Below are 19,592 nucleotides of genomic sequence, written 5' to 3' on the forward strand. Positions count from 1 at the left end.
GAGCGGCCATGCCGCTCTCTGCTTTTTGCATCAATGACCAAGCCGTAGCACGGCACGTCTGTTACTCCAGCGTGATGGGGCCAGTGTTCTGGGCATCGCTGTCATTCCAGTCGCTCTCATAACGAATGCGCGGATCCCCCTGCAGGGTATAGAGAATGGTGCCCTGACGAAACTGCAGCGCACCATCGGCCCGCTTGGCCTTCACCTTCACGCCGTTGACCCACACCTGCTCCTTGCCATCCACCTGAATATTGGCCACGGTGGCACCGGTCTCGCTATTTTTGGCGGTCCATTTGCCCTGATAAGGGGAATCCCCCTTGGCCATCGGCAACGAGGTAGCCTTGTCCGCTGACCAAGATTTCACGGTGCAGATGCCGTTGGCACGCTTGTCATGCTTGATGGCGTAATCGACGCTGGGTTCGCTGGTCGCGGAGTCAGAGGTGATGCCGATCATGATCTTGCCGCTCTGGGCGGTATAGGCGGTCGGCGCATCAGTCTTCAACGCGGCCTTCTTGCCATTGATAAAGACATTGCCCCCTTGCGCCTTGACCTGAATATTCATCGGGCAGCTGGCGGTAAAGTTGGGAACGGCCGCGGCGGCACTACCGGCATAAGCGGCGATGGCCAGCGTGATAACAGTCAACAGAGAAGATTTTTTGTGCATCTTGATACGCCTTCAAGAAAGAGTGATTCATGCAAAATGGGGGTCATCCGTGATGAGGTGTCGTCCTGATGGCTGCCACTCTAGTCCGGTGATCCAGGGGGGCCCAGTTAAAAAAAATAAAACCCGAGCCATCGGGTTATGAAAAAATATAAAAGTTTGAAATCATCAACTTAGCGTCATTTATGGCATGAGTTCAACACCCCGTTCACGCCTCGTTACCCGCCATCGGGCATAAAAAAGCCGATAACCCGGTTATCGGCTCATTGCCCATGAAGACGCTAGTGCGGGCTCAGACCACCACGGCGGTGCCACTGATGCTGACCATCAGCATGCTGCCGTTTTGCCCCACTACTTCGTAGTCGATATCGATGCCGACCACCGCATTGGCGCCAAGGGCGGCGGCACGCTCTTTCAGCTCATCGAAAGCGATCTCGCGGGCACGGGCCAGCTCTTTTTCATAGGCGCCGGAGCGGCCGCCGATGATGTCGCGGATCCCGGCGAAGAGATCCTTGAAAATGTTGGCGCCGAGAATGGCTTCGCCAACCACGATGCCGCGGTATTCACGAATGGTTTTGCCTTCCAGCGTGGGGGTCGTCGAGAGGATCATCTTGAACTCCTGTGAGTAGCAAAAGGGCTCAGACTACCCCAACTGCCCGAAAATCCCAACCGGGGGGTGACCTGTACGACGCCGACCTTAAAAATCACGACGGCCAGATAAAAAAACACCGCGCACGGGGCGCGGTGTTTGTTTCAGAGGGGCATTGCCAACGGCAAGCCGTCACGGATTGTAAGAGACCACCGAGCCGCTCAGGCCAGTCATCTGGGAAATCCGCCCCTGCATCCCCTGCAGTTTGGCCTTGGAGACATCTGGCCCGATAAAGACCCGGTTGAGCTGACCCTGCACCGGTGTGCGCGGCGAGGTGTGGGCAGAGTAGCCCGCCGCCCGCAGCTTGCTCACCAGCGCGTTGACGCTGTCGACGTTCTTGAAGGCGCCAAGCTGGAGGATCCAGCTACCCTGCGCCGGTGCCGCAGCAGGCGCGGGGGTGGTCGGCTGGGTCATCTTGCTTTCAATCAGATCGTCGAGGGACTTGATCTGACCCGCCTGCGGCTTGGCCGGTGTGGGCGCCTTGGCCACTTCAACCGGTTTGGCTGGCGTCGGCTTGGGTGCTGGCTTGGGCGCTTCGACCGGTTTTTTGGCCACCACTTCCGGCTTGGGCTGTGGCTTGGGTTGGGCATTCTGTTGCGGCTGGACCGGCGCCGGTGCGGCAGGGGTTGTCGCCGGCTGCGCACCGTTGCCCTGACCGGCGAGGGTCATGGGGTCAGCCACCTCTTCCACTTGCCACTGCTGGGCCGCAGAGGCCTGTTGCTGGCTGGCCAGATGATCGGCGGGCAGGCTGCTGGCTGCCGAGACCTGCAGCGCAGGCTTGGCAGGCTCCAGCTCGGGGCGCAGCGGGATCTTGGCAAAGGCCTCCTCCTTTTGTGCCAGCTTGTGACCATCCAGCAAGTCCGGCAGGAAAATAACAACCAGGGCCACCAGGATGACGGTGCCCACCAGACGGTTTTGAAACTTCGAGGCCAAGTTGAATCCTACCTTTACGTAACTCAATATGCGATTTAGCTCCCCGCCAAAGGGCTGGGGAGCCGGGGTGTGGCCTAGACGGCGACACCCGCCAGAATGTCGGCGACAGTGTAAAACGAACCAAACACAATGACCATATCGTCCGGACTCGATGCGGCCAACGCTGCCTGATAAGCGGCACTGACATCATCAAATTCGCTGGCAGGCCCCTTGCCCTCCCCCAACGCCGCAGCCAGTTGCGCAGCGGTGGCGGCGCGCGGGCCGGTCAGGCTGGCCAGATACCACTCGCCAATCAGACCATCGAGTTCGGCAAGGGAGCCCGCCATGTCCTTGTCTTTGAGCATGCCGACCACGGCGCGGCGCACACCCGAGCAGGGCATCTTGCGCAATTGCGCGGCCAGATAGGCCGCCGAATGGGGATTGTGGGCCACATCGACGATCACCAGCGGCGCGCTTTGCAGCTGCTGCATCCGGCCAGCCAGCCGGGCATTGGCCAACCCGTTGCGGATAGCAGACTCCGCCAGCGGCAAGCCGAGGGACTCCAGCGCCGCCAGCACGGTCACCGCGTTCATCAGCGGTAGCGCCGGTTTTGGCAGATCCCGCCACTGGTTGAGGCCGTGATAATCCCAACCGCTCTCGTGCTCATCGCCACGAAAATCGATACCGACCTGACGCAGGTTGGCGCCAAGACGCTGTGCTTCACTCGCGATAGTCGCAGGCGGATTGGGCTCACCGCTGATGGCGGGCTTGCCAGCGCGATAGACGCCAGCCTTCTCCACCGCCACAGCTTCGCGGGTATCACCCAGCCAGTCGCAGTGATCAAGGGCAATGGAGGTGATCATCGCCACATCGGACTCCACCACGTTGGTGGCGTCGAGCCGACCACCCAGCCCCACTTCCAGCAGCAGCACATCGGGGGCGGCGCGGCAGAAGAGCCACAAGCCAGCCAGGGTGGCGAACTCGAAGAAGGTAAGGGCAATCTCGCCGCGGGCCGCTTCCACCTCGGCAAAGGCGGCGCAGTGATCGCTGTCGGGCAGCTCTTGCCCGTTGACCCGCACCCGCTCGGTAAAGCGCAGCAGATGGGGCGAGGAGTAGACGCCGACCTTATAGCCTGCGGCCATCAGAATGCTAGCCGCCATGGCACAGCTGGAGCCCTTGCCGTTGGTGCCCGCCACCGTGATCACCTTGAACGGCAGTTGGGTAAGCCCCATACGCCGGGCGACAGCACCGACCCGATCCAGCCCCATGTCGATATTGACCGGATGGATCTGCTCCAAATAAGAAAGCCAGTCGACAAGCGACCGGCTTTGGGATTGTTGCATGTTTGAACTCATCTTCACTCTTCGATGACGTGAGTATTCAGCATTTTGGCGAGCAGGCTGGCCAGACGGTTACGCATTTCACGGCGATCGATGATGATATCGATGGCACCCTTTTCCAGCAGGAACTCGGAGCGCTGGAAGCCTTCCGGCAGTTTCTCGCGCACGGTCTGCTCGATAACGCGCGGGCCGGCAAAGCCGATCAGCGCCTTGGGCTCGCCCACGTTGATGTCACCCAGCATCGCCAGACTGGCAGAGACGCCACCCATGGTGGGGTCGGTCAGCACGGAGATATAGGGCAGGCCCGCCTTGGTGAGTCGGTCCAGCGCAGCACTGGTCTTGGCCATCTGCATCAGGGAGAAGAGGGCTTCCTGCATGCGAGCACCACCAGAGGCGGAGAAGCAGACCAGACCACGGCCTTCCTTGATGCACTCCTCGACGGCGCGCACGAAGCGGGCACCGACCACGGAGGCCATGGAGCCACCCATGAAGGAGAATTCGAACGAACAGGCGACAACCGGTACCCCTTTGAGGGTCCCTTTCATCACCACCAGCGCATCTTTCTCCGCCGTCTCTTTCTGAGCGGCAGACAAACGATCCTTGTAGCGCTTGGAATCCTTGAATTTCAGTACATCCTGCGGCTCCAGCTCGGCACCGATCTCGGTACGACCCTGCTCATCGAGGAAGCTCTCGAGACGGGCGCGGGCGCTGATGCGCATATGATGATCACACTTGGGGCACACTTCGAGGTTGCGCTCCAACTCTGCCCGGTAGAGCACCTGTTCACAAGCACTGCACTTGGTCCACACCCCTTCCGGAATGTTGTGACGACGGGGCGCAGTGATCTTGCTCTTGGGAAGAATCTTCTCAAGCCAGCTCATGGAATTCCTTAATGCTTTTGTGCCTGACAAAACGCATCGAGCCTAGATTGTTCAATGACTTAATAGCTCGATGGCAACAAATGACGGGTCATTAAACCACAATTTTTCGGGCGCAGTTACTAAAAACTGGTCGTACCCGGTGCCGAGTCCGGCAGCCACAGCGGGCCGAGCGGCAACTGCGGCAGAGCAAACTCGGCCGGGTAATCCACGTCGACCAGATAGAGGCCACCGGCCTTGGCGGTCGGCCCGGCCAGATTGCGATCCTTGGCAGCCAGCACCTCGGCAATCCACTCCACCGGTTTGAGCCCCTGCCCCACCAGCAGCAGGGAGCCGGTGATGTTGCGCACCATGTGGTGCAGGAAGGCGTTGGCGCGAATATCCAGCACGATATAGGGCCCCTGACGGCTGACACACAGATGGGTCACATTGCGCCACGGGGTGTTGGATTGGCAGGCGACGGCGCGGAAGGTGCTGAAGTCATGCTCCCCCAGCAGGCTCTGGCCCGCCTGGTGCATCAGTTCGGCATCGATGGTCTCGTGGTAGTGGCTGACGCCACTGCCGAGGATCGCCGGACGGTAGTTGTGGTTGTAGATGACATAGCGGTAGCGACGGGCGGTGGCGCTGAAGCGGGCGTGGAAGCTCTCGTCCACCTGCTTGACCCAGCGCACGGCGATATCCGGCGGCAGGTTGGAATTGAGCCCCAGGGTCCAGGCCCCTTCGGCACGGTTCGCCTCGGTATCGAAGTGGATCACCTGACCGGTGGCGTGGACACCGGCATCGGTGCGCCCGGCACATTGGATGGAGACAGGGTGGTTGGCAATCCGGCTCAAAGCCGTCTCCAGTTCAGCCTGCACGCTGATCACTTCACGCTGACGCTGCCAGCCGAAATACCGGCTGCCGTCATATTCAATACCTAGGGCAATTCGCATGGATAAACTTGTCTTGTTGTGAAAACGCAGTGAAAGAAACGGGGCGGATTATACGCGCTCAGCCTGAAAAGTCCCACCACACGCGCAATTGGCCCAGATTGAGAGCCTGCGCGGCCATGATCCCCCCATAGCAAATCGCCAAAAGAAGAGGGCAGCCTGCTGGCTGCCCCCGTTTTTCTGATCCCGTAATGGGAGATGCTTTAGCCCAACCGCTTGAGCAACTTCTCGGCTTCGGCACGCTGGTGATCGCTGCCCTGCTCCGCCGCCTCTTGCAGCAGCTCGCGGGCGCTATCCTTGTCGTCAATCTCGAGGTAGGCACGGGCCAGATCGAGCTTGGCACCCACACCGCCGTCGTCGGCATCCACATCAAATCCGGTGGATTCCGGCAGCACCTCGGGGAAGCCATCGAGCCCCACATCCAGCGAGAAGCCCTGATACGGCTCCTGCTCCGGCGCGGTGGCATCCGCTTCAGCCAGCAGCTTGTCGATCTCGACGTAGCCGCTCTCCTGTGCCTGCTCACGTGGCTGGAGATCTGCCGGATGAGACTCCACCTCGGCGAACGCATCTTCAAAATCGGAGAGCGCCAGCTCGTTGGGATCCCACTCCAGATCCAGCTCGGCTTCCTTCGCCTTGACAGGCTCAAGACCCAGCTCGGCCAGCATGGCATCCGCACTCTCCTCAGTGTCCTCTGCGGCACTGAGATCAATGGCGTTATCATCTTTGCCAGCAGCAGGCTCGTCGAGGGCATTGTCGAAATCGCCGAGATCGAAGCTGGCCAAATCGTCGTCAGCGGCACCGACTTCGTCGATGGAGCTCAAATCTGGCTCGAGGTCGGCGGAGAGATCCGCATCCAGCTCGGCAAACAGGGCTGCCTGCAGCTCCTCTTCGCTCATGATCTCGTCAGCGGCCTTGGGCTTTGGGTTGAACTCGCTGGCCAGATCCATGGCGGGCTCGTTGGCCAGCGCGATGGGCTCATCCAGCGAGAGATCGAGATCCGGCACAAGATCCGGGTCACGACTGGCTGGCTGGGCCGCCATCCGCTCGGGCTCAAAGCCCTGCAGCTCCATCTCGCCCTCGTCGCTGAACACCAGATCGACATCCGGCTTGGCGGCCGGCTCGTCAGGCTCCATCGGCATAAAGCCATCCGGGGTGTTGAGATCCGGCACCGGGCGCACCGGCTCGTTGTCGGTCACATCGACGCTCAGCAGATCATCAAACTCGCTCTGCTCCTGATCCATCATCATGGCGGTGGATTCGGAGAGGCTCTTCTCCTGCTCTTCCAGTTCGCGGCGGGCACGGGCACGCAGCCACAGGGTCACCAGCGCCAATACCAGCAGCACCGGCAGCAGGATGATCATGGCGAGGTTGAGCGGTGAGGAGAGCAGATCCATCAACCAGTTTTTCTCAGGCTCAGGCTCGGCTGCCACCGGCGGGACCGGTTGGGCCTTGAGCTCGGCAATCTCTTTTTGCAGCGCGGTCTGATCCTGCAACTGGGCCTTGAGGGTCTCCACCTCTTCGGTCAGGGATTGCAGACGCAGCTTGAGCCTATGATTCATCTCGGTCACCTGGCCGAGCTGGGCATTGGCATCTTCCAGTGCCAGCGCCATCTCGGTAGCCGGTTTGCCCACCGGTTTATCCAGATCGGAAGGCAGAGGCGCCGGGGTGGTGCCTTCTGCAGCGCTAGGAGCAGGTGCTACCGCCTCTTTCGGCGCAGGCTCGCTCACCTTGGCCACTTCTTTGGTTTCAGCCGCCGGTTGCGGTGCCACCACCGGGGCTGGAATGGGGGCGGCTTTCGCCACTGGCAGCGGCGCAGGCGCAGCCTTCACCGGCTCGGTCTTGGCGGCTTCCACCTTCGCGGGTTTGGCGGCAGCCGGCTTGGCGGTATGGGCCTGCTTGTCAGCCAGATATTTGGGGCTTAACCCCTTCCAGCTGGCGTTGTCGCTGCGGAACTTGGCGCGGGCCTGTGCATCAGTGATGACGCTCGCCTCAGCCGCAGTCGGCAGCAGAATGCGGGATCCCACCAGAATGTGGTTGATATTGCCATCGGCAAAACTGCGGGGGTTTTTCTCGTAAATCGCCACCATGGTCTGGTAGACGCTGACCCGATTGGAGGGGCGATATTTGCTCGCCAGGCTCCAGAGGGTATCGGTCGGACGAACAGGGCCATAGCTACCGGCATTGGCAGTGACCTGACGCACCACCGGTTGGGCGGTTGCACGCACCGGTTGCGCGACGGGTCTGGCGACCGGCTGCGCCAGCGGCTGGGAATTGACGGCGGGAGGTGCGGGTTCGTCAGGGCCTTTTAGCTCGACAAAAAAAGGCTCCCGCGCCGAGTCTTCAGCCTGGACGGTGCCCAGCAGACCCAATGCGAGTAGCGTTGCCAATGTTATGCGGGAATGTCCCATATTCGTTCCTTCGTATGACGGCCCTATCACATTGAAAAATCTGGATAGTTACCCCAAAACAGTCGGTTCAATATAAATCAGGCTCGCCTGGCAAGCCAGCAGTCCGACACATTTAGCACCCAACTTGACCCTGAGTGTAGGAAAAAACTTAATCAGTTGATATCGCAACAGAATCTTGAAGTGGCGGAGTGCGGCATGGGTCACACCCCGGTTTGATCACAGGCCGGATGCGCAGCACTCCCTGCTGCGCATCTGTGGCATCTGACCAGCCTTACAGATAGTCGCGAACCAGCAGCTCGGCAATCTGTACACTGTTGGTTGCCGCGCCCTTACGAACGTTATCGGCCACGATCCACATATTGATACCACTCGGGTGAGAAATATCCTGTCGCACCCGCCCCACCAGCACCTCATCCTTGCCGGTTGCGTCACGCACCGGGGTCGGATAATCCCCTTCGTCATCAAACAGGGTCACACCCGGCGCACTGCGCAGCAGATCCTTGACCTGTTCGGCATCGAGCGGCTGGTGCAGTTCGACGTGTACCGCCTCGGCATGGCCGTAGAAGACCGGCACCCGCACGCAGGTGGGGTTCACGGCAATGCTGGCATCGCCGAGGATCTTCTGGGTTTCCCACACCATCTTCATCTCTTCACGGGTGTAGCCGTTGTCGGTGAAGCTGTCGATCTGCGGGATCAGGTTAAAGGCGATCTGTTGCGGATAGAGGGTCGGTTCCACCGGACGACCGTTGAGCAGATGAGCTGTCTGACCTGCCAGTTCGCTGACCCCCTCTTTGCCGGAGCCTGACACGGATTGATAGGTGGCCACGTTGATGCGGGCAATGCCTACTTCGTCGTGCAGCGGCTTCAAAGCCACCAGCATCTGGATGGTGGAACAATTGGGGTTGGCGATGATGTTGCGATTGCGAAAATCGGCCAGCGCATCCGGGTTCACTTCCGGGATCACCAGCGGGATATCTTCGTCGTAACGGAAGCAGGAGGTGTTGTCGATGACGATGCAGCCGTGTTCGGCAGCAATCGGCGCCCACTTGGCCGAGACCTCGGCACCGGCGGAGAAGAGAGCGATCTGCACCTGGCTCCAGTCAAACTCCTCCACATCGAGGATCTCGAGGTTCTTGCCGCCAAAGCGCACGGTATCACCGGCACTGCGGCTGGAAGCCAGCGGATAGAGGGTCGCTACAGGAAATTCGCGCTCTTCCAGGATCTCGATCATCGCCTGACCCACGGCGCCGCTGGCACCCAATACCGCTACATTAAACTGCTGGCTCATTCTGTTCTCCTCTGATAATGCTGCAATGGCGCCGGGTGGCGCCATGGTCGGCAGGCTCCCGCACGGCGAGATGACGCTGCCTGATATGGCTGAGCCGGCGCAGTAGTATCTGCGCCAGCTCAGTAAAAAAGCGGGTCGAGGTAGCCAGTACGGCTCACCCCTTCCGGTTATCTTCCAACTCCTAGTCCCCGATTCAGGGGCGTGACAGCGCAAATCCCAGCTCGCCCAGCGCCTGGTCGGCAAACGCGCCCTCAACCTGCAGGGAGGATAGTTCACGGCGCTCGGGGTAGTGTTTGCGCTGCTCGTCAAAGCTACCGGACAAGCCGAGTCGGGCCCGGAAACGGGCATCATCGCGACGCACGTCATAGACCAGATGCACCAGCTGCTTGATCAACGCCTGATCCGGTGCGCGGCCCGGCACCACTGCCTGCACATCGGGGGCAGGCAACAGCTGACTCAAATCCTGACGAGGCTGGCGTCCCAGCTGCTGGCAGAGTGCCTGATAGAGCATCCAGGTACCGCGGGCCTTCCCCTCCAGGCTGTAACCGGCGATATGGGGGGTGGCAATCTCGGTATGGGGCACCAGCGCTGCCAGTGGCTCGGGCTCGTTCTCCCACACATCCATCACCAGTCGCAACGGCTTATCGCTCAACTGGCGCGCCAGCAGGGCCCGGTTATCCCACACCTCGCCACGGGATGCGTTGATCAGGATCTGCCCGGCAGGACGCGCGGCAATCTGTTCGGCATCGAGCAGATGGTAAGTGGCATCCAGCCCTTCACGGGTAATGGGCACATGGAAGCTGACGATATCGGCACCAAGAGCGGTCTGATAATCGACAAAGCCCGCATCGGGGATATTACGCGCCTTGGGTGGATCGCAGCGCAGTACCCGCATGCCGAGCGCTTGGGCCTTGGTCGCCACACACTCGCCGGTATTGCCCGCGCCAATCACCGCCAAAGTCATGGCCGTGAGCTCGAGTTCGTAACGCTCCGCCAGCACCAGCAGGGCTGAGAGCACATAATCCCCCACCGAATACTTGTTGCAACCGGGGGCGCTGAAGAAGGGAATATTGCGGCTTGCCAGCAACGCCTTGTCCACATGGTCGGTGCCTATGGTGGCGGTGCCGACAAACCCGAGTTTGGGGCTGGTCGCCAGCAAATCGCCGTTGACGCGGGTGACCGAACGCACCAGCAGCACATCGGCATCCAGCAGATCGCAGGCCTGCATCTGCCGTCCGGGCAAGGCGACCACCTCGCCAAATTCGGCAAACAGCTCCACGGCATGGGGCATATTCTCATCAACGACTATCTTCATCGGGCTCTCTTTGGTCACAACCGCCACGGGGGCGCCATTCTAGCGCAAAGCCGCCCGAGATTTCAGCCTGTGATGCAATCCGGCGCGAAACGGGGCCACATTGCGCGGCAGCCGCTCCATCCGCCCGCTCAAACAGAGGATGTCGCCACAAATGTGTAAGCAGAGGTAACAAACGTGCTGCTCGGCTTTGTCCGGGCATATCACGGTGGCACAATGCCCTCCTTTTTCGCGATCGCCCATACCCACCATGCCGCCACACGCTTCGTCGCTCCCAACGTCAACCGCCTCACTCACCCGCAGCCAGGTGCTTGGCTTCACAGCCCTGTTGATCCTGCCCCTGTTACTGCTCGCCACCCTGCCCTGGCAGCCTTTTCTGACCGGCTCCCTGCAATCAGGCTGGCTATGGTGGTCATATGCCCTTACCCGCATGGTCGATTTTCCCGGGATCGGGGTCAGTGGCGCCCTCCTGCTGTTGCTGACCCGCTACAAACTCAAACTGGATCTCGCGCCCTTCGTTGCGCTGGGATGCGCGCTGGCGGCTCTGCTTGCCAGCGACTGGGTGATGAAAAGCCTTATCAAGCACCTGACCGAAGAGCCCAGACCCTATCTGCTCTGGCTTGAGAGTCAGGCGCTGATCCCGACCATCAAGAGCTTCTACGCCAGTAGCGTCGATGTGCGCAGTGAACAGGTTCACGCCGCCAGCCAGTTGCTGGCCCTGCCAGAGTGGCTCGGCCACCACTGGCAGGCCGAGGTAAACTACGCCTTCCCCTCTGGCCACAGCATCGCCGCCATCAGCCTGGCCCAATTTTTTGGCCTTATCTGGCTTGCCCGCGCCCCCACGGGCGTCTGGCTGCTACCGTTGTGGGCGCTGGGGATTGGTCTGTCACGCATGGTAATGGGAATGCACTGGCCGGTGGATGTGCTGGCCAGCGCCCTGCTGGGGTCGCTCACAGCGCTGATTGCCGCCCGCTGGTGGCTGCACAGATATTGAATCCGGCGCCATCTTGGCGCGGCCGACTGCGTGGGATGGGAGGACAAGCCTGTGCTTTTTTGCCATAATGCCGCCTCATTTTATCCCGACCGAGATCCCATGACCGACGCAGTTCATACCCTAAAGGGCCGTTTCCGTGGTTTTTACCCCGTCGTCATCGATGTTGAAACAGCCGGGTTCAACGCCAAGACCGATGCCCTGCTCGAAATCGCGGCTTACACCCTGAAAATGGATGAGCAGGGCTGGCTCGTTCCCGATCAGGTATTCCACTTTCATGTCGAGCCTTTCGAAGGGGCCAACCTGGAAAAGGCTGCGCTGGAGTTCACCGGCATCGACCCCTACAACCCGTTGCGTGGCGCTGTCTCGGAAAAAGAGGCGCTGACCGAGATCTTCAAGGGGATCCGCAAGGGGATGAAGGAGCAGGATTGCGGCCGCGCCATCATAGTGGCCCACAACGCCACCTTCGATCACGGCTTCGTGATGGCTGCCGCCGAGCGCGCTGGCCTCAAGCGCAATCCGTTCCACCCGTTCGCCACCTTCGACACCGCAGCTCTCTCCGGATTGGCGCTGGGTCAGACCGTGCTGGCCAAAGCGTGCCAGAGCGCCCGCATCCCGTTTGACAATAAAGAGGCGCACTCTGCCCTCTATGACACAGAACGCACCACAGAGCTGTTCTGTCATATCGTCAACCGCTGGAAGAGCATGGGGGGCTGGCCGCCAGCGCATCCGGATGATGACACAACCGATGCCCCTGCTGATGATGAGGGGCAAGAATAAACGGACGAAGGCTGCCACTGGCAGCCTTCGCTTTTTGGGGAAATGATTGATTGCACGGTGCACCGGAAATAGCCATCAATGTGACTATCAATCGCTGCGCATGCGATGAACGGAGACAAACAGGTCACAACCCCTCATGTTGAGCAACCTTGTGCCACATGCGGCTGCGATATGAGAGGTTTGACTGATTTTTTACTCGACATTTGTCACATTTTTCGCAAACTAACTCCCCTTCACATGACAGACAGCAATAACAAACTATAAGGAAATCAAATGAATCCAGTTGTTATCGCAGTCGGGCTGATGCTGGTGCTCAGTCTGCTGCGGATCAATGTGGTGGTCTCGCTGGCGCTGGGGGCCATTGCTGGCGGCCTGGTCGGTGGGCTGTCGTTGACCGATACCCTCACCACCTTCAGCGGTGGCCTGGGCGGTGGCGCCGAGATTGCCCTCTCCTACGCCATGCTGGGCGCCTTTGCGGTTGCCATCTCCCGCTCCGGGATCACCGACCTGCTGGCCCGCAAGGTGATCAACCAGTTGGGCAAGGATGCCAGCTCGACCCGCATCATGTGGGTCAAAACCCTGCTGCTCTCTTCCGTGCTGGCCGTGGCGATCTCCTCCCAGAACCTGATCCCGGTTCACATCGCCTTTATTCCCATCCTGATCCCGCCGCTGCTGCATGTGATGGCGCAAATGCAGATCGACCGTCGTCAGGTGGCCTGTGTCATCACTTTTGGTCTGACCGCCACCTACATGGTGCTACCGGTCGGCTTTGGCGGCATCTTCCTGAACAACATTCTGGCCAAGAACCTGATCGATAACGGCGTGCCCATCACCACCAGCCAGATCCCGCTGGCGATGGCCATTCCGGTCGCCGGTATGGTACTGGGTCTGCTGATTGCGGTATTCATCAGCTATCGCAAACCGCGCCAGTACGATCTGGCCAAGATCCTGGATGCCGAGCCCGAAGCGGTCGAGCTCAACCTCACCCACATCTGGGTTGCTCTGCTGGCCATTGGCGTAGCGCTGGGGCTACAACTGATGACCAACAGCATCGTACTGGGTGCGCTGGCCGGTTTTGTCATCTTCACCTGCGGCGGCGTCATCAAGTTTCGCGAAAGCCAGGATGCCTTCACGCAGGGGGTGCGGATGATGTCGCTGATCGGCTTCATCATGATCTCCGCCGCCGGTTTTGCCGCCGTGATGAAGGCAACTCACGGGGTCGACTCTCTGGTACAGGTGGTCGCCTCCGGCATCGGTCAGCACAAGGGGATCGCCGCCTTCCTGATGCTACTGGTGGGCCTGCTCATCACCATGGGGATCGGTTCTTCCTTCTCCACCGTGCCCATCATCGCCACCATCTATGTGCCGCTCTGTCTGCAGCTTGGCTTCTCACCAATGGCGATCATCGCACTGGTTGGTACCGCTGGCGCGCTGGGGGATGCGGGTTCACCAGCCTCCGACTCGACTCTGGGCCCCACCTCCGGCCTCAACGCCGACGGCCAGCACGACCATATCTGGGACAGCGTGGTGCCCACCTTCATTCACTACAACATCCCGCTGGTGATCTTCGGCTGGATTGCCGCCATGGTACTCTGATAGCCCTTCAGGCTGCGAAATCTGCACGTCACAATGCACAACAAGAAGGCGACCAGATGGTCGCCTTCTTTATTTATTCGGCTAGATGAACAACAGCACGGTAGCTTGTGGTGACGGTGAAAAGGCACCGCTCGCTAACCAAGCGCCACCTCCTGCATGATGCTCCGATTGATAAAGTAGCGATGGCAGAACAGCAGAAAGTCCTGTAGTGGCAAGGGCCTGGAGTAGAAATAGCCCTGAATTTCATCCACCTCTATGCTCAACACCGCCTTCAGCTCATCATTGCTTTCCACCCCTTCCGCCACCACCCGCACACCGAGTTGATGAGAGAGGCTGGTGATCGCCTCGACAAACAGCGCCTGACGGGTGTCATTGTCGATGGCCGTGATAAATGAGCGGTCGATCTTGAGCTTGTCGAAATAGAGTTCCCGCAAGTAGGAAAACGATGACCAGCCGGTACCGAAATCATCAAGGGCCACCCGCACTCCAATCTGACGCAGGGTATCGATGATCTGCTTGCTCAGCTCGATATCATCCAGAGCAATCGTTTCGGTCAGCTCGACGATCAGCTGTTGCAGACTTAGCGGCCCCTCTCTCATGTTCTCATCCAGCTGGGATGCCAACCCCATAGTGAACATGGAACTCGAGAGGTTGATCGAGATCTCCAGCGGTTCAATCAAGTCGCTCGGGAAAATGGCGAGATCATGTTGCAAGCGCCGGAAGATCCATAACCCGAGCGCCTCCCCCAGCCCGTTATCTTCCGCCAGCGAGATGATATCGAGGGGCGGAATAAACCCGTACTCCGGGTGATTCCAGCGGATCAGTACCTCAGCCCCCAGTCGCACCCTACCTTGACCACGGACAATGGGCTGATAGTAGAGGCTCAACTGCAAATTGCTGTGGTGCTGGATCAGCTCGCGCAACTCGGTCGACAAACGGCGGTTACGCAGATAGTGCTGATACATGCTGCTGGAGAAAACCACGTAACGATTCAGCCGCTTGCGCTTGGCACTGTCGAGGGCGATATCGGCAAACAGCAGCATCTCCTCCGGCGTGTGTACCGGTCGCACGTACTGGCTGACCCCCATAAAGACCCGCACCCGGTGGGCGGGATCAGTCGCCAAGGCGAGCCCGGCAAGTTCGTTACGCAGCAGCTCCAGAAATGGAAAGCGCAAATAGGTGGGCATAACGCCGGAAATAATGATGGCAAACTCATCGCTACCGGTGCGGGCGGCAAAGATACCGGCAACCGATACGGCGCGGATCCGCTCGGCCAGTTGCGTCAGCAATGCATCCCCCACCTGGTAGCCCAGACTGTCATTTACCTCCCTGAAATGGCCAAGATCCACCAGACAGACGGTCACGCTGCTGCGCCCCCCTTTATGTCCCGTCAGCTGCTTGAGGTGTTTGATCAAGGAGGCCCGGTTCGGCAAGCGGGTTAGCGCATCATTCCACGCAAGAAAGTGCTGGTGGCGCACTTCGCGAAACAGCATCAGCAGCATCACCACGGTCGCCAACATCAAGAAAGCCAGAATGAAGAAGTTCTGGATACGCGACGAATTGAGTACCTCCCGCTGGGCAATAGCGGATGGGCAGGTGAAATTTTTCACCATCACATCGCGGATCGCAGCCAGATCCCGAGCCAACTCCTCGGCAAAACGAGCAAGTTCTTTCGAATCTCGCTCTCCACTAACCACGGCCTGCTCATACTTCTCGAACAGAGCCATGATCTTCCCTGCTGCCTGTTCAGCACCAAAGCGAGCTCGAACCTGCTTTGCCTCTTCACCGTGCAGGAAGACATTGAGGCGGTTCCAGGCAATATCAAAGCGCTTGTTCATCTCTTTCTGACTGGTCGAACCGGTGCGATAGAGAGAGAGCGCCTCATCAAAGCCACGGATTTCCAGCTCCAGCTGCGCCAACGCCCAGGCGGAGAGCTGGGTATAGCGAGTCACTGCATTGAATGCACGGTCATAGTTCCAGACCGACCAGATGGCGACCCCCAAAAAGGCAGTCACCATCAGGATCAAGCTCAGAAACTTGCCGCGCAGCATCTTATTTGCTCTCAATCGCCGTCAGTTGCCACACCATCCGGCTGTGATAGAGCTCCTTGTTCAGCTCCGGGTGATCAGAGAGGGGATAGATGATCCAGAGCGGCCCCTTGTTGCGCAGGGTCAACGCCTTGCCATCCTGCTTCTCGGCCAGCAGTACCGCATATTTATCTCCATCTTCCAGCGGCACAGCCGCCCAGTAGTCATTGATGGCGACCGCCTTGACCTCCCCACTCTTGAGACCATACATCTTGACCAGATCTCGCAGCAGCACGCCACGATAGGTGTGATCCCCCTCGGTCCAGGGGGTCTGGGTCTTGACCTCTGTCTGAGGTAAGGCCTCAAACTCGGCCCGGGTCAACACGACCTCCCCTTTACCATTGCAACAGCCATCCCCCTTGATCTTGAGGAAGGGATCATCAGCCAACACCATGCCAGAAACGAGACAGCCGGATAACAGCAGCATCCTGCCAAGCCATCCACCCATGATAGACCTCCGTATCGTACTATTGGTTTCACTCTGCCCACCCACATGGCAACGGCAGAGTCACAATGCAAAACAATGTTGCTGCAACCAGCTCACCACAACAGGCAACCAGCATCAGGCTGTACCCGAATGCCACCAAAAGCATGGCATCCTGGCTCCGAATGTCACAACTGCATCGGAAAATATTCATGCCCCTTTGGCTCACGACCTGGGTTGTGGAACAGAAATATGACCCCCACACAGGCAAATTGACGGTGCAGTCCCTATCGCAGATACAAAAAAGGCCGCTCAATGAGCGGCCTTCTTCATAACGGGATCAGCAATCAGCTTTCGCGACGCTTGCCACCGAATTTGCGATCTTTGTTGAAGCCACCTTCACGGCGCTCCCCGCTCTTGTTGAACGTCACAATGCAAAACAATGTTGCTGCAACCAGCTCACCACAACAGGCAACCAGCATCAGGCTGTACCCGAATGCCACCAAAAGCATGGCATCCTGGCTCCGAATGTCACAACTGCATCGGAAAATATTCATGCCCCTTTGGCTCACGACCTGGGTTGTGGAACAGAAATATGACCCCCACACAGGCAAATTGACGGTGCAGTCCCTATCGCAGATACAAAAAAGGCCGCTCAATGAGCGGCCTTCTTCATAACGGGATCAGCAATCAGCTTTCGCGACGCTTGCCACCGAATTTGCGATCTTTGTTGAAGCCACCTTCACGGCGCTCCCCGCTCTTGTTGAACGGACGGTCACCCTGGGGACGGCGATCCTTGTTGAAAGGACGGTCACCACGGAACGGACGATCACCACGCGGCGGACGGCTGCTGGTGTTGCCACCGGCTGGCACTTCGGTGTAGCGGGTGATTTGCAGCGGACGCTGGCAAACACGGGCTTTCTTGATCACTTCCAGTACATCGGCGGTCATGCCTTTCGGCAGATCGACGGTGGAGAAGTCATCGGCGATGTCGATGTTGCCGATGAAGCGGCTCTCGATGTTCGCTTCGTTGGCGATGGCGCCTACGATCTGGCCCGGCTTGACACCGTGATGGGCACCCACGTCTACGCGATAGCGCTCCATCTCCACGTCCGGGTTGTCTTTCAGCGGACGCGGCTCCAGGGACGGCATGCGACGGGCAGGACGATCACCACGGTCACCGAAATCACGACCGCCACGGTCGTTGAAGTCACGGCGCTCGAAGCCACCACGATCGTTGCTGTTGTTGAACAGCGGATCCGGAATGGAGTCATCCAGCAGCAGCGGTTGGTCACCCTGTACCAGCTTGGCCAGTGCGGCAGCCAGCTCCAGCGGATCGGCAGAATCCTCTTCGATCAGCTCGTTTACCAGGTTGTGGTAGATCTCGAGCTCTTCACCCATCATGGTTTCGCGGATGCGCTCTTTGAACTTGGCCAGACGATGCTGGTTGATGTCCTCGGTGCTTGGCATCTTCATCGGCTCGATGGCCTGACGAGTTGCGTGCTCGATGGCGCGCAGCATGCGGCGCTCGCGGGGAGCGACGAACAGAATTGCTTCACCTTTACGACCGGCACGACCGGTACGACCGATACGGTGAACGTAAGATTCGGTGTCGTACGGAATGTCGTAGTTCACTACGTGAGTGATGCGCTCAACGTCCAGACCACGGGCGACAACGTCGGTGGCGATCAGGATATCCAGCTGGCCTTGACGCAGTTTGTCGACGGTACGCTCACGCAATTTCTGCGGGATGTCGCCGTGCAGCGCTTCACAGGCGTGACCACGGGCGGCCAGCTTGCCAGCCAGCTCTTCGGCTGCATTCTTGGTACGTACGAATACCAGCAGGGCTTCGTAGGATTCCACTTCCAGCAGACGGGTCATGGCGTCCAGCTTGTGCAGACCGGTTACCTGCCAGTAACGCTGGCGAATAGTGGTAGCAGTAGCAGTCTTGGAGGCGATCTTGATCTCTTTGGGCTGCTTCAGGTGCTTCTGGGCCACGCGACGGATCTGCTCCGGCATGGTGGCAGAGAACAGGGCAACCTGACGAGTGCTCGGGCACTGCTCCATGATCCAGTCCACGTCGTCGATGAAGCCCATACGCAACATTTCGTCCGCTTCGTCCAGCACCAGAGCTTTCAGACCGGAGAGATCCAGGTTCTTGCGACGGATCAGGTCCATCACGCGGCCCGGAGTACCGACGACAACCTGAGCACCGCGACGCAGAGCGCGGGTCTGGGTTTCGTAGGAGGCACCACCGTAGATGGGCAGCACGTGGAAATCAGGCATGTGGTGGGCATAGCGTTGGCACGCTTCAGCCACCTGCAGAGCCAGTTCGCGAGTCGGCGCCAGCACCAGGATCTGGGTGTTGCGGTTACCAGCTTCCAGACGAGACAACAGAGGCAAGGCAAAAGCAGCGGTCTTCCCTGTACCGGTTTGCGCCTGCCCCAGCAGATCGTGGCCCGCCATCAGGTGGGGAATTGCTGCGGCCTGGATGGGGGACGGGCGCTCATAGCCCACGTCCTGCAGCGCTTTCAATACAGGCGCGGCCAGTCCAAGCTCACTAAAAAGGGGCAGTTGTTCGGTATCAGACATAGATTCTTCCAGATTAAGGCAGGCGGCTAACACCGCGGAATAGCAAAAAGGCGGCGATTATAGCGCCACTTTGTTCTGCTGTCTTGAAAAATGTGATAAGCCTCTCAAGACGTTGGCAATTATAGAGGGATCTTGCGAGTTAAGCTTGCTTATTTTTCACTCATGATGCGTTATTGCAGATCGTTCCTCTCCGGAGTCCTTGCCCCGCTTGTGCTTGAGCACCGCCATGGTCAACCGGCTGGTGCACAATAAACGACCACGTTCATCGCGAATTTCTATCTGCCACACCTGAGTCGTCGCCCCCAGATGCAGTGGCGAGCAGCGCCCCGTTACCACCCCTTCCCGCTTGGCTCGCAGATGGTTGGCGTTCACCTCCAGACCCACACAATAACTGTCAGGCCCGACCGCCATGTTGGCCGCGAGCGATCCCAGCGTCTCCGCCAACACCACAGAGGCACCACCGTGCAGCATGCCAAGGGGCTGGTGAGTACGGTGATCCACCGGCATGGTGGCCTCCAGCCAGTCGGGGCCAAAGTCGGTGTAGACGATATCGAGATGGGCCATCAGGGTGTTGCCAGAGGTGGCGTTGAGCCCCTCCAGACTCATGGGTTTACGCCAGATGGGCGCAATATCGTGACTCATTGCGAGCAGACTCCTTATGTAAGCGATGAATGCGTACCGATATGGATGAAACGCCCTCCATCGGCAAAATGGTTCGGTTATATGAGTTGTTGGTTACCGGGTG

The 19,592-nt window shown here is 59.3% G+C and carries 17 protein-coding genes; 3 read left to right on the top strand and 14 right to left on the bottom strand.

What is annotated here, in order from left to right; translation table 11 throughout:
* Positions 1–61: 61 nt before the first annotated feature.
* The 9 genes from ACTG1P_RS04380 to ACTG1P_RS04420 form a co-directional block, all read right to left on the bottom strand.
* Complete coding sequence (locus ACTG1P_RS04380; protein WP_440000587.1) at positions 62–664, bottom strand: hypothetical protein; 603 nt, start codon at positions 662–664, stop codon at positions 62–64.
* 289 nt (positions 665–953) lie between these two features.
* Positions 954–1,271 (bottom strand): heavy metal-binding domain-containing protein, encoded by a 318-nt coding sequence (locus ACTG1P_RS04385; protein ID WP_005333757.1) that lies wholly within the window; start codon positions 1,269–1,271, stop codon positions 954–956.
* 171 nt (positions 1,272–1,442) lie between these two features.
* Complete coding sequence (gene dedD, locus ACTG1P_RS04390; protein WP_440000588.1) at positions 1,443–2,243, bottom strand: cell division protein DedD; 801 nt, start codon at positions 2,241–2,243, stop codon at positions 1,443–1,445.
* Positions 2,244–2,317: 74 nt separating this feature from the next.
* Complete coding sequence (folC, locus tag ACTG1P_RS04395; RefSeq protein ID WP_440000589.1) at positions 2,318–3,577, bottom strand: bifunctional tetrahydrofolate synthase/dihydrofolate synthase; 1,260 nt, start codon at positions 3,575–3,577, stop codon at positions 2,318–2,320.
* A gap of 2 nt (positions 3,578–3,579) precedes the next feature.
* Positions 3,580–4,443 carry an acetyl-CoA carboxylase, carboxyltransferase subunit beta gene (gene accD, locus ACTG1P_RS04400; protein ID WP_005333765.1) on the bottom strand — a complete coding sequence of 288 codons (864 nt, stop codon included), beginning with the start codon at positions 4,441–4,443 and terminating at the stop codon, positions 3,580–3,582.
* A gap of 119 nt (positions 4,444–4,562) precedes the next feature.
* On the bottom strand, positions 4,563–5,372 hold the full coding sequence (truA, locus tag ACTG1P_RS04405; RefSeq protein WP_005361297.1) for a tRNA pseudouridine(38-40) synthase TruA: 810 nt from the start codon (positions 5,370–5,372) through the stop codon (positions 4,563–4,565).
* Positions 5,373–5,572: 200 nt separating this feature from the next.
* Entirely contained in the window at positions 5,573–7,777 is a 2,205-nt protein-coding gene (locus ACTG1P_RS04410) for a FimV/HubP family polar landmark protein (RefSeq protein ID WP_429144062.1), read from the bottom strand.
* Positions 7,778–8,048: 271 nt separating this feature from the next.
* Positions 8,049–9,065: an aspartate-semialdehyde dehydrogenase gene (locus ACTG1P_RS04415; RefSeq protein ID WP_040066449.1), complete on the bottom strand. Its 1,017-nt coding sequence runs from the start codon at positions 9,063–9,065 to the stop codon at positions 8,049–8,051.
* A gap of 193 nt (positions 9,066–9,258) precedes the next feature.
* Positions 9,259–10,380, bottom strand: a complete 1,122-nt coding sequence (locus ACTG1P_RS04420) for a 4-phosphoerythronate dehydrogenase (protein ID WP_440000590.1) — start codon at positions 10,378–10,380, stop codon at positions 9,259–9,261.
* A gap of 247 nt (positions 10,381–10,627) precedes the next feature.
* On the opposite strand from ACTG1P_RS04420, the gene ACTG1P_RS04425 reads away from it, so the two are divergent.
* The 3 genes from ACTG1P_RS04425 to ACTG1P_RS04435 all read left to right on the top strand — a co-directional run bounded on the left by ACTG1P_RS04425 (position 10,628) and on the right by ACTG1P_RS04435 (position 13,744).
* On the top strand, positions 10,628–11,371 hold the full coding sequence (locus ACTG1P_RS04425; protein ID WP_440000591.1) for a phosphatase PAP2 family protein: 744 nt from the start codon (positions 10,628–10,630) through the stop codon (positions 11,369–11,371).
* 99 nt (positions 11,372–11,470) lie between these two features.
* Positions 11,471–12,148 (top strand): ribonuclease T, encoded by a 678-nt coding sequence (gene rnt / locus ACTG1P_RS04430; RefSeq protein ID WP_005333780.1) that lies wholly within the window; start codon positions 11,471–11,473, stop codon positions 12,146–12,148.
* A 273-nt stretch (positions 12,149–12,421) separates the two neighbouring features.
* Complete coding sequence (locus ACTG1P_RS04435) at positions 12,422–13,744, top strand: Na+/H+ antiporter family protein (RefSeq protein WP_005361308.1); 1,323 nt, start codon at positions 12,422–12,424, stop codon at positions 13,742–13,744.
* 134 nt (positions 13,745–13,878) lie between these two features.
* Here the strand turns inward: ACTG1P_RS04435 and ACTG1P_RS04440 are convergent, their stop codons facing one another.
* From ACTG1P_RS04440 to ACTG1P_RS04460, 5 genes are all read right to left on the bottom strand, one after another.
* A complete protein-coding gene (locus ACTG1P_RS04440) occupies positions 13,879–15,795 on the bottom strand; it encodes a putative bifunctional diguanylate cyclase/phosphodiesterase (RefSeq protein ID WP_440000592.1) in 1,917 nt (638 codons plus the stop codon).
* Between the two features lies 1 nt (position 15,796).
* A complete protein-coding gene (locus tag ACTG1P_RS04445; protein WP_103251610.1) occupies positions 15,797–16,279 on the bottom strand; it encodes a molybdopterin-dependent oxidoreductase in 483 nt (160 codons plus the stop codon).
* 323 nt (positions 16,280–16,602) lie between these two features.
* Positions 16,603–16,767: a hypothetical protein gene (locus tag ACTG1P_RS04450; protein WP_440000593.1), complete on the bottom strand. Its 165-nt coding sequence runs from the start codon at positions 16,765–16,767 to the stop codon at positions 16,603–16,605.
* A gap of 178 nt (positions 16,768–16,945) precedes the next feature.
* Positions 16,946–18,847 carry a DEAD/DEAH box helicase gene (locus tag ACTG1P_RS04455; RefSeq protein ID WP_047438936.1) on the bottom strand — a complete coding sequence of 634 codons (1,902 nt, stop codon included), beginning with the start codon at positions 18,845–18,847 and terminating at the stop codon, positions 16,946–16,948.
* A 156-nt stretch (positions 18,848–19,003) separates the two neighbouring features.
* Complete coding sequence (locus ACTG1P_RS04460) at positions 19,004–19,489, bottom strand: hotdog fold thioesterase (RefSeq protein WP_440000594.1); 486 nt, start codon at positions 19,487–19,489, stop codon at positions 19,004–19,006.
* Between the last annotated feature and the right edge of the window lie 103 nt (positions 19,490–19,592).

The sequence above is a fragment of the Aeromonas sp. 11P genome (genome assembly GCF_051920165.1).
Taxonomy (GTDB): Bacteria; Pseudomonadota; Gammaproteobacteria; order Enterobacterales; family Aeromonadaceae; genus Aeromonas; species Aeromonas veronii.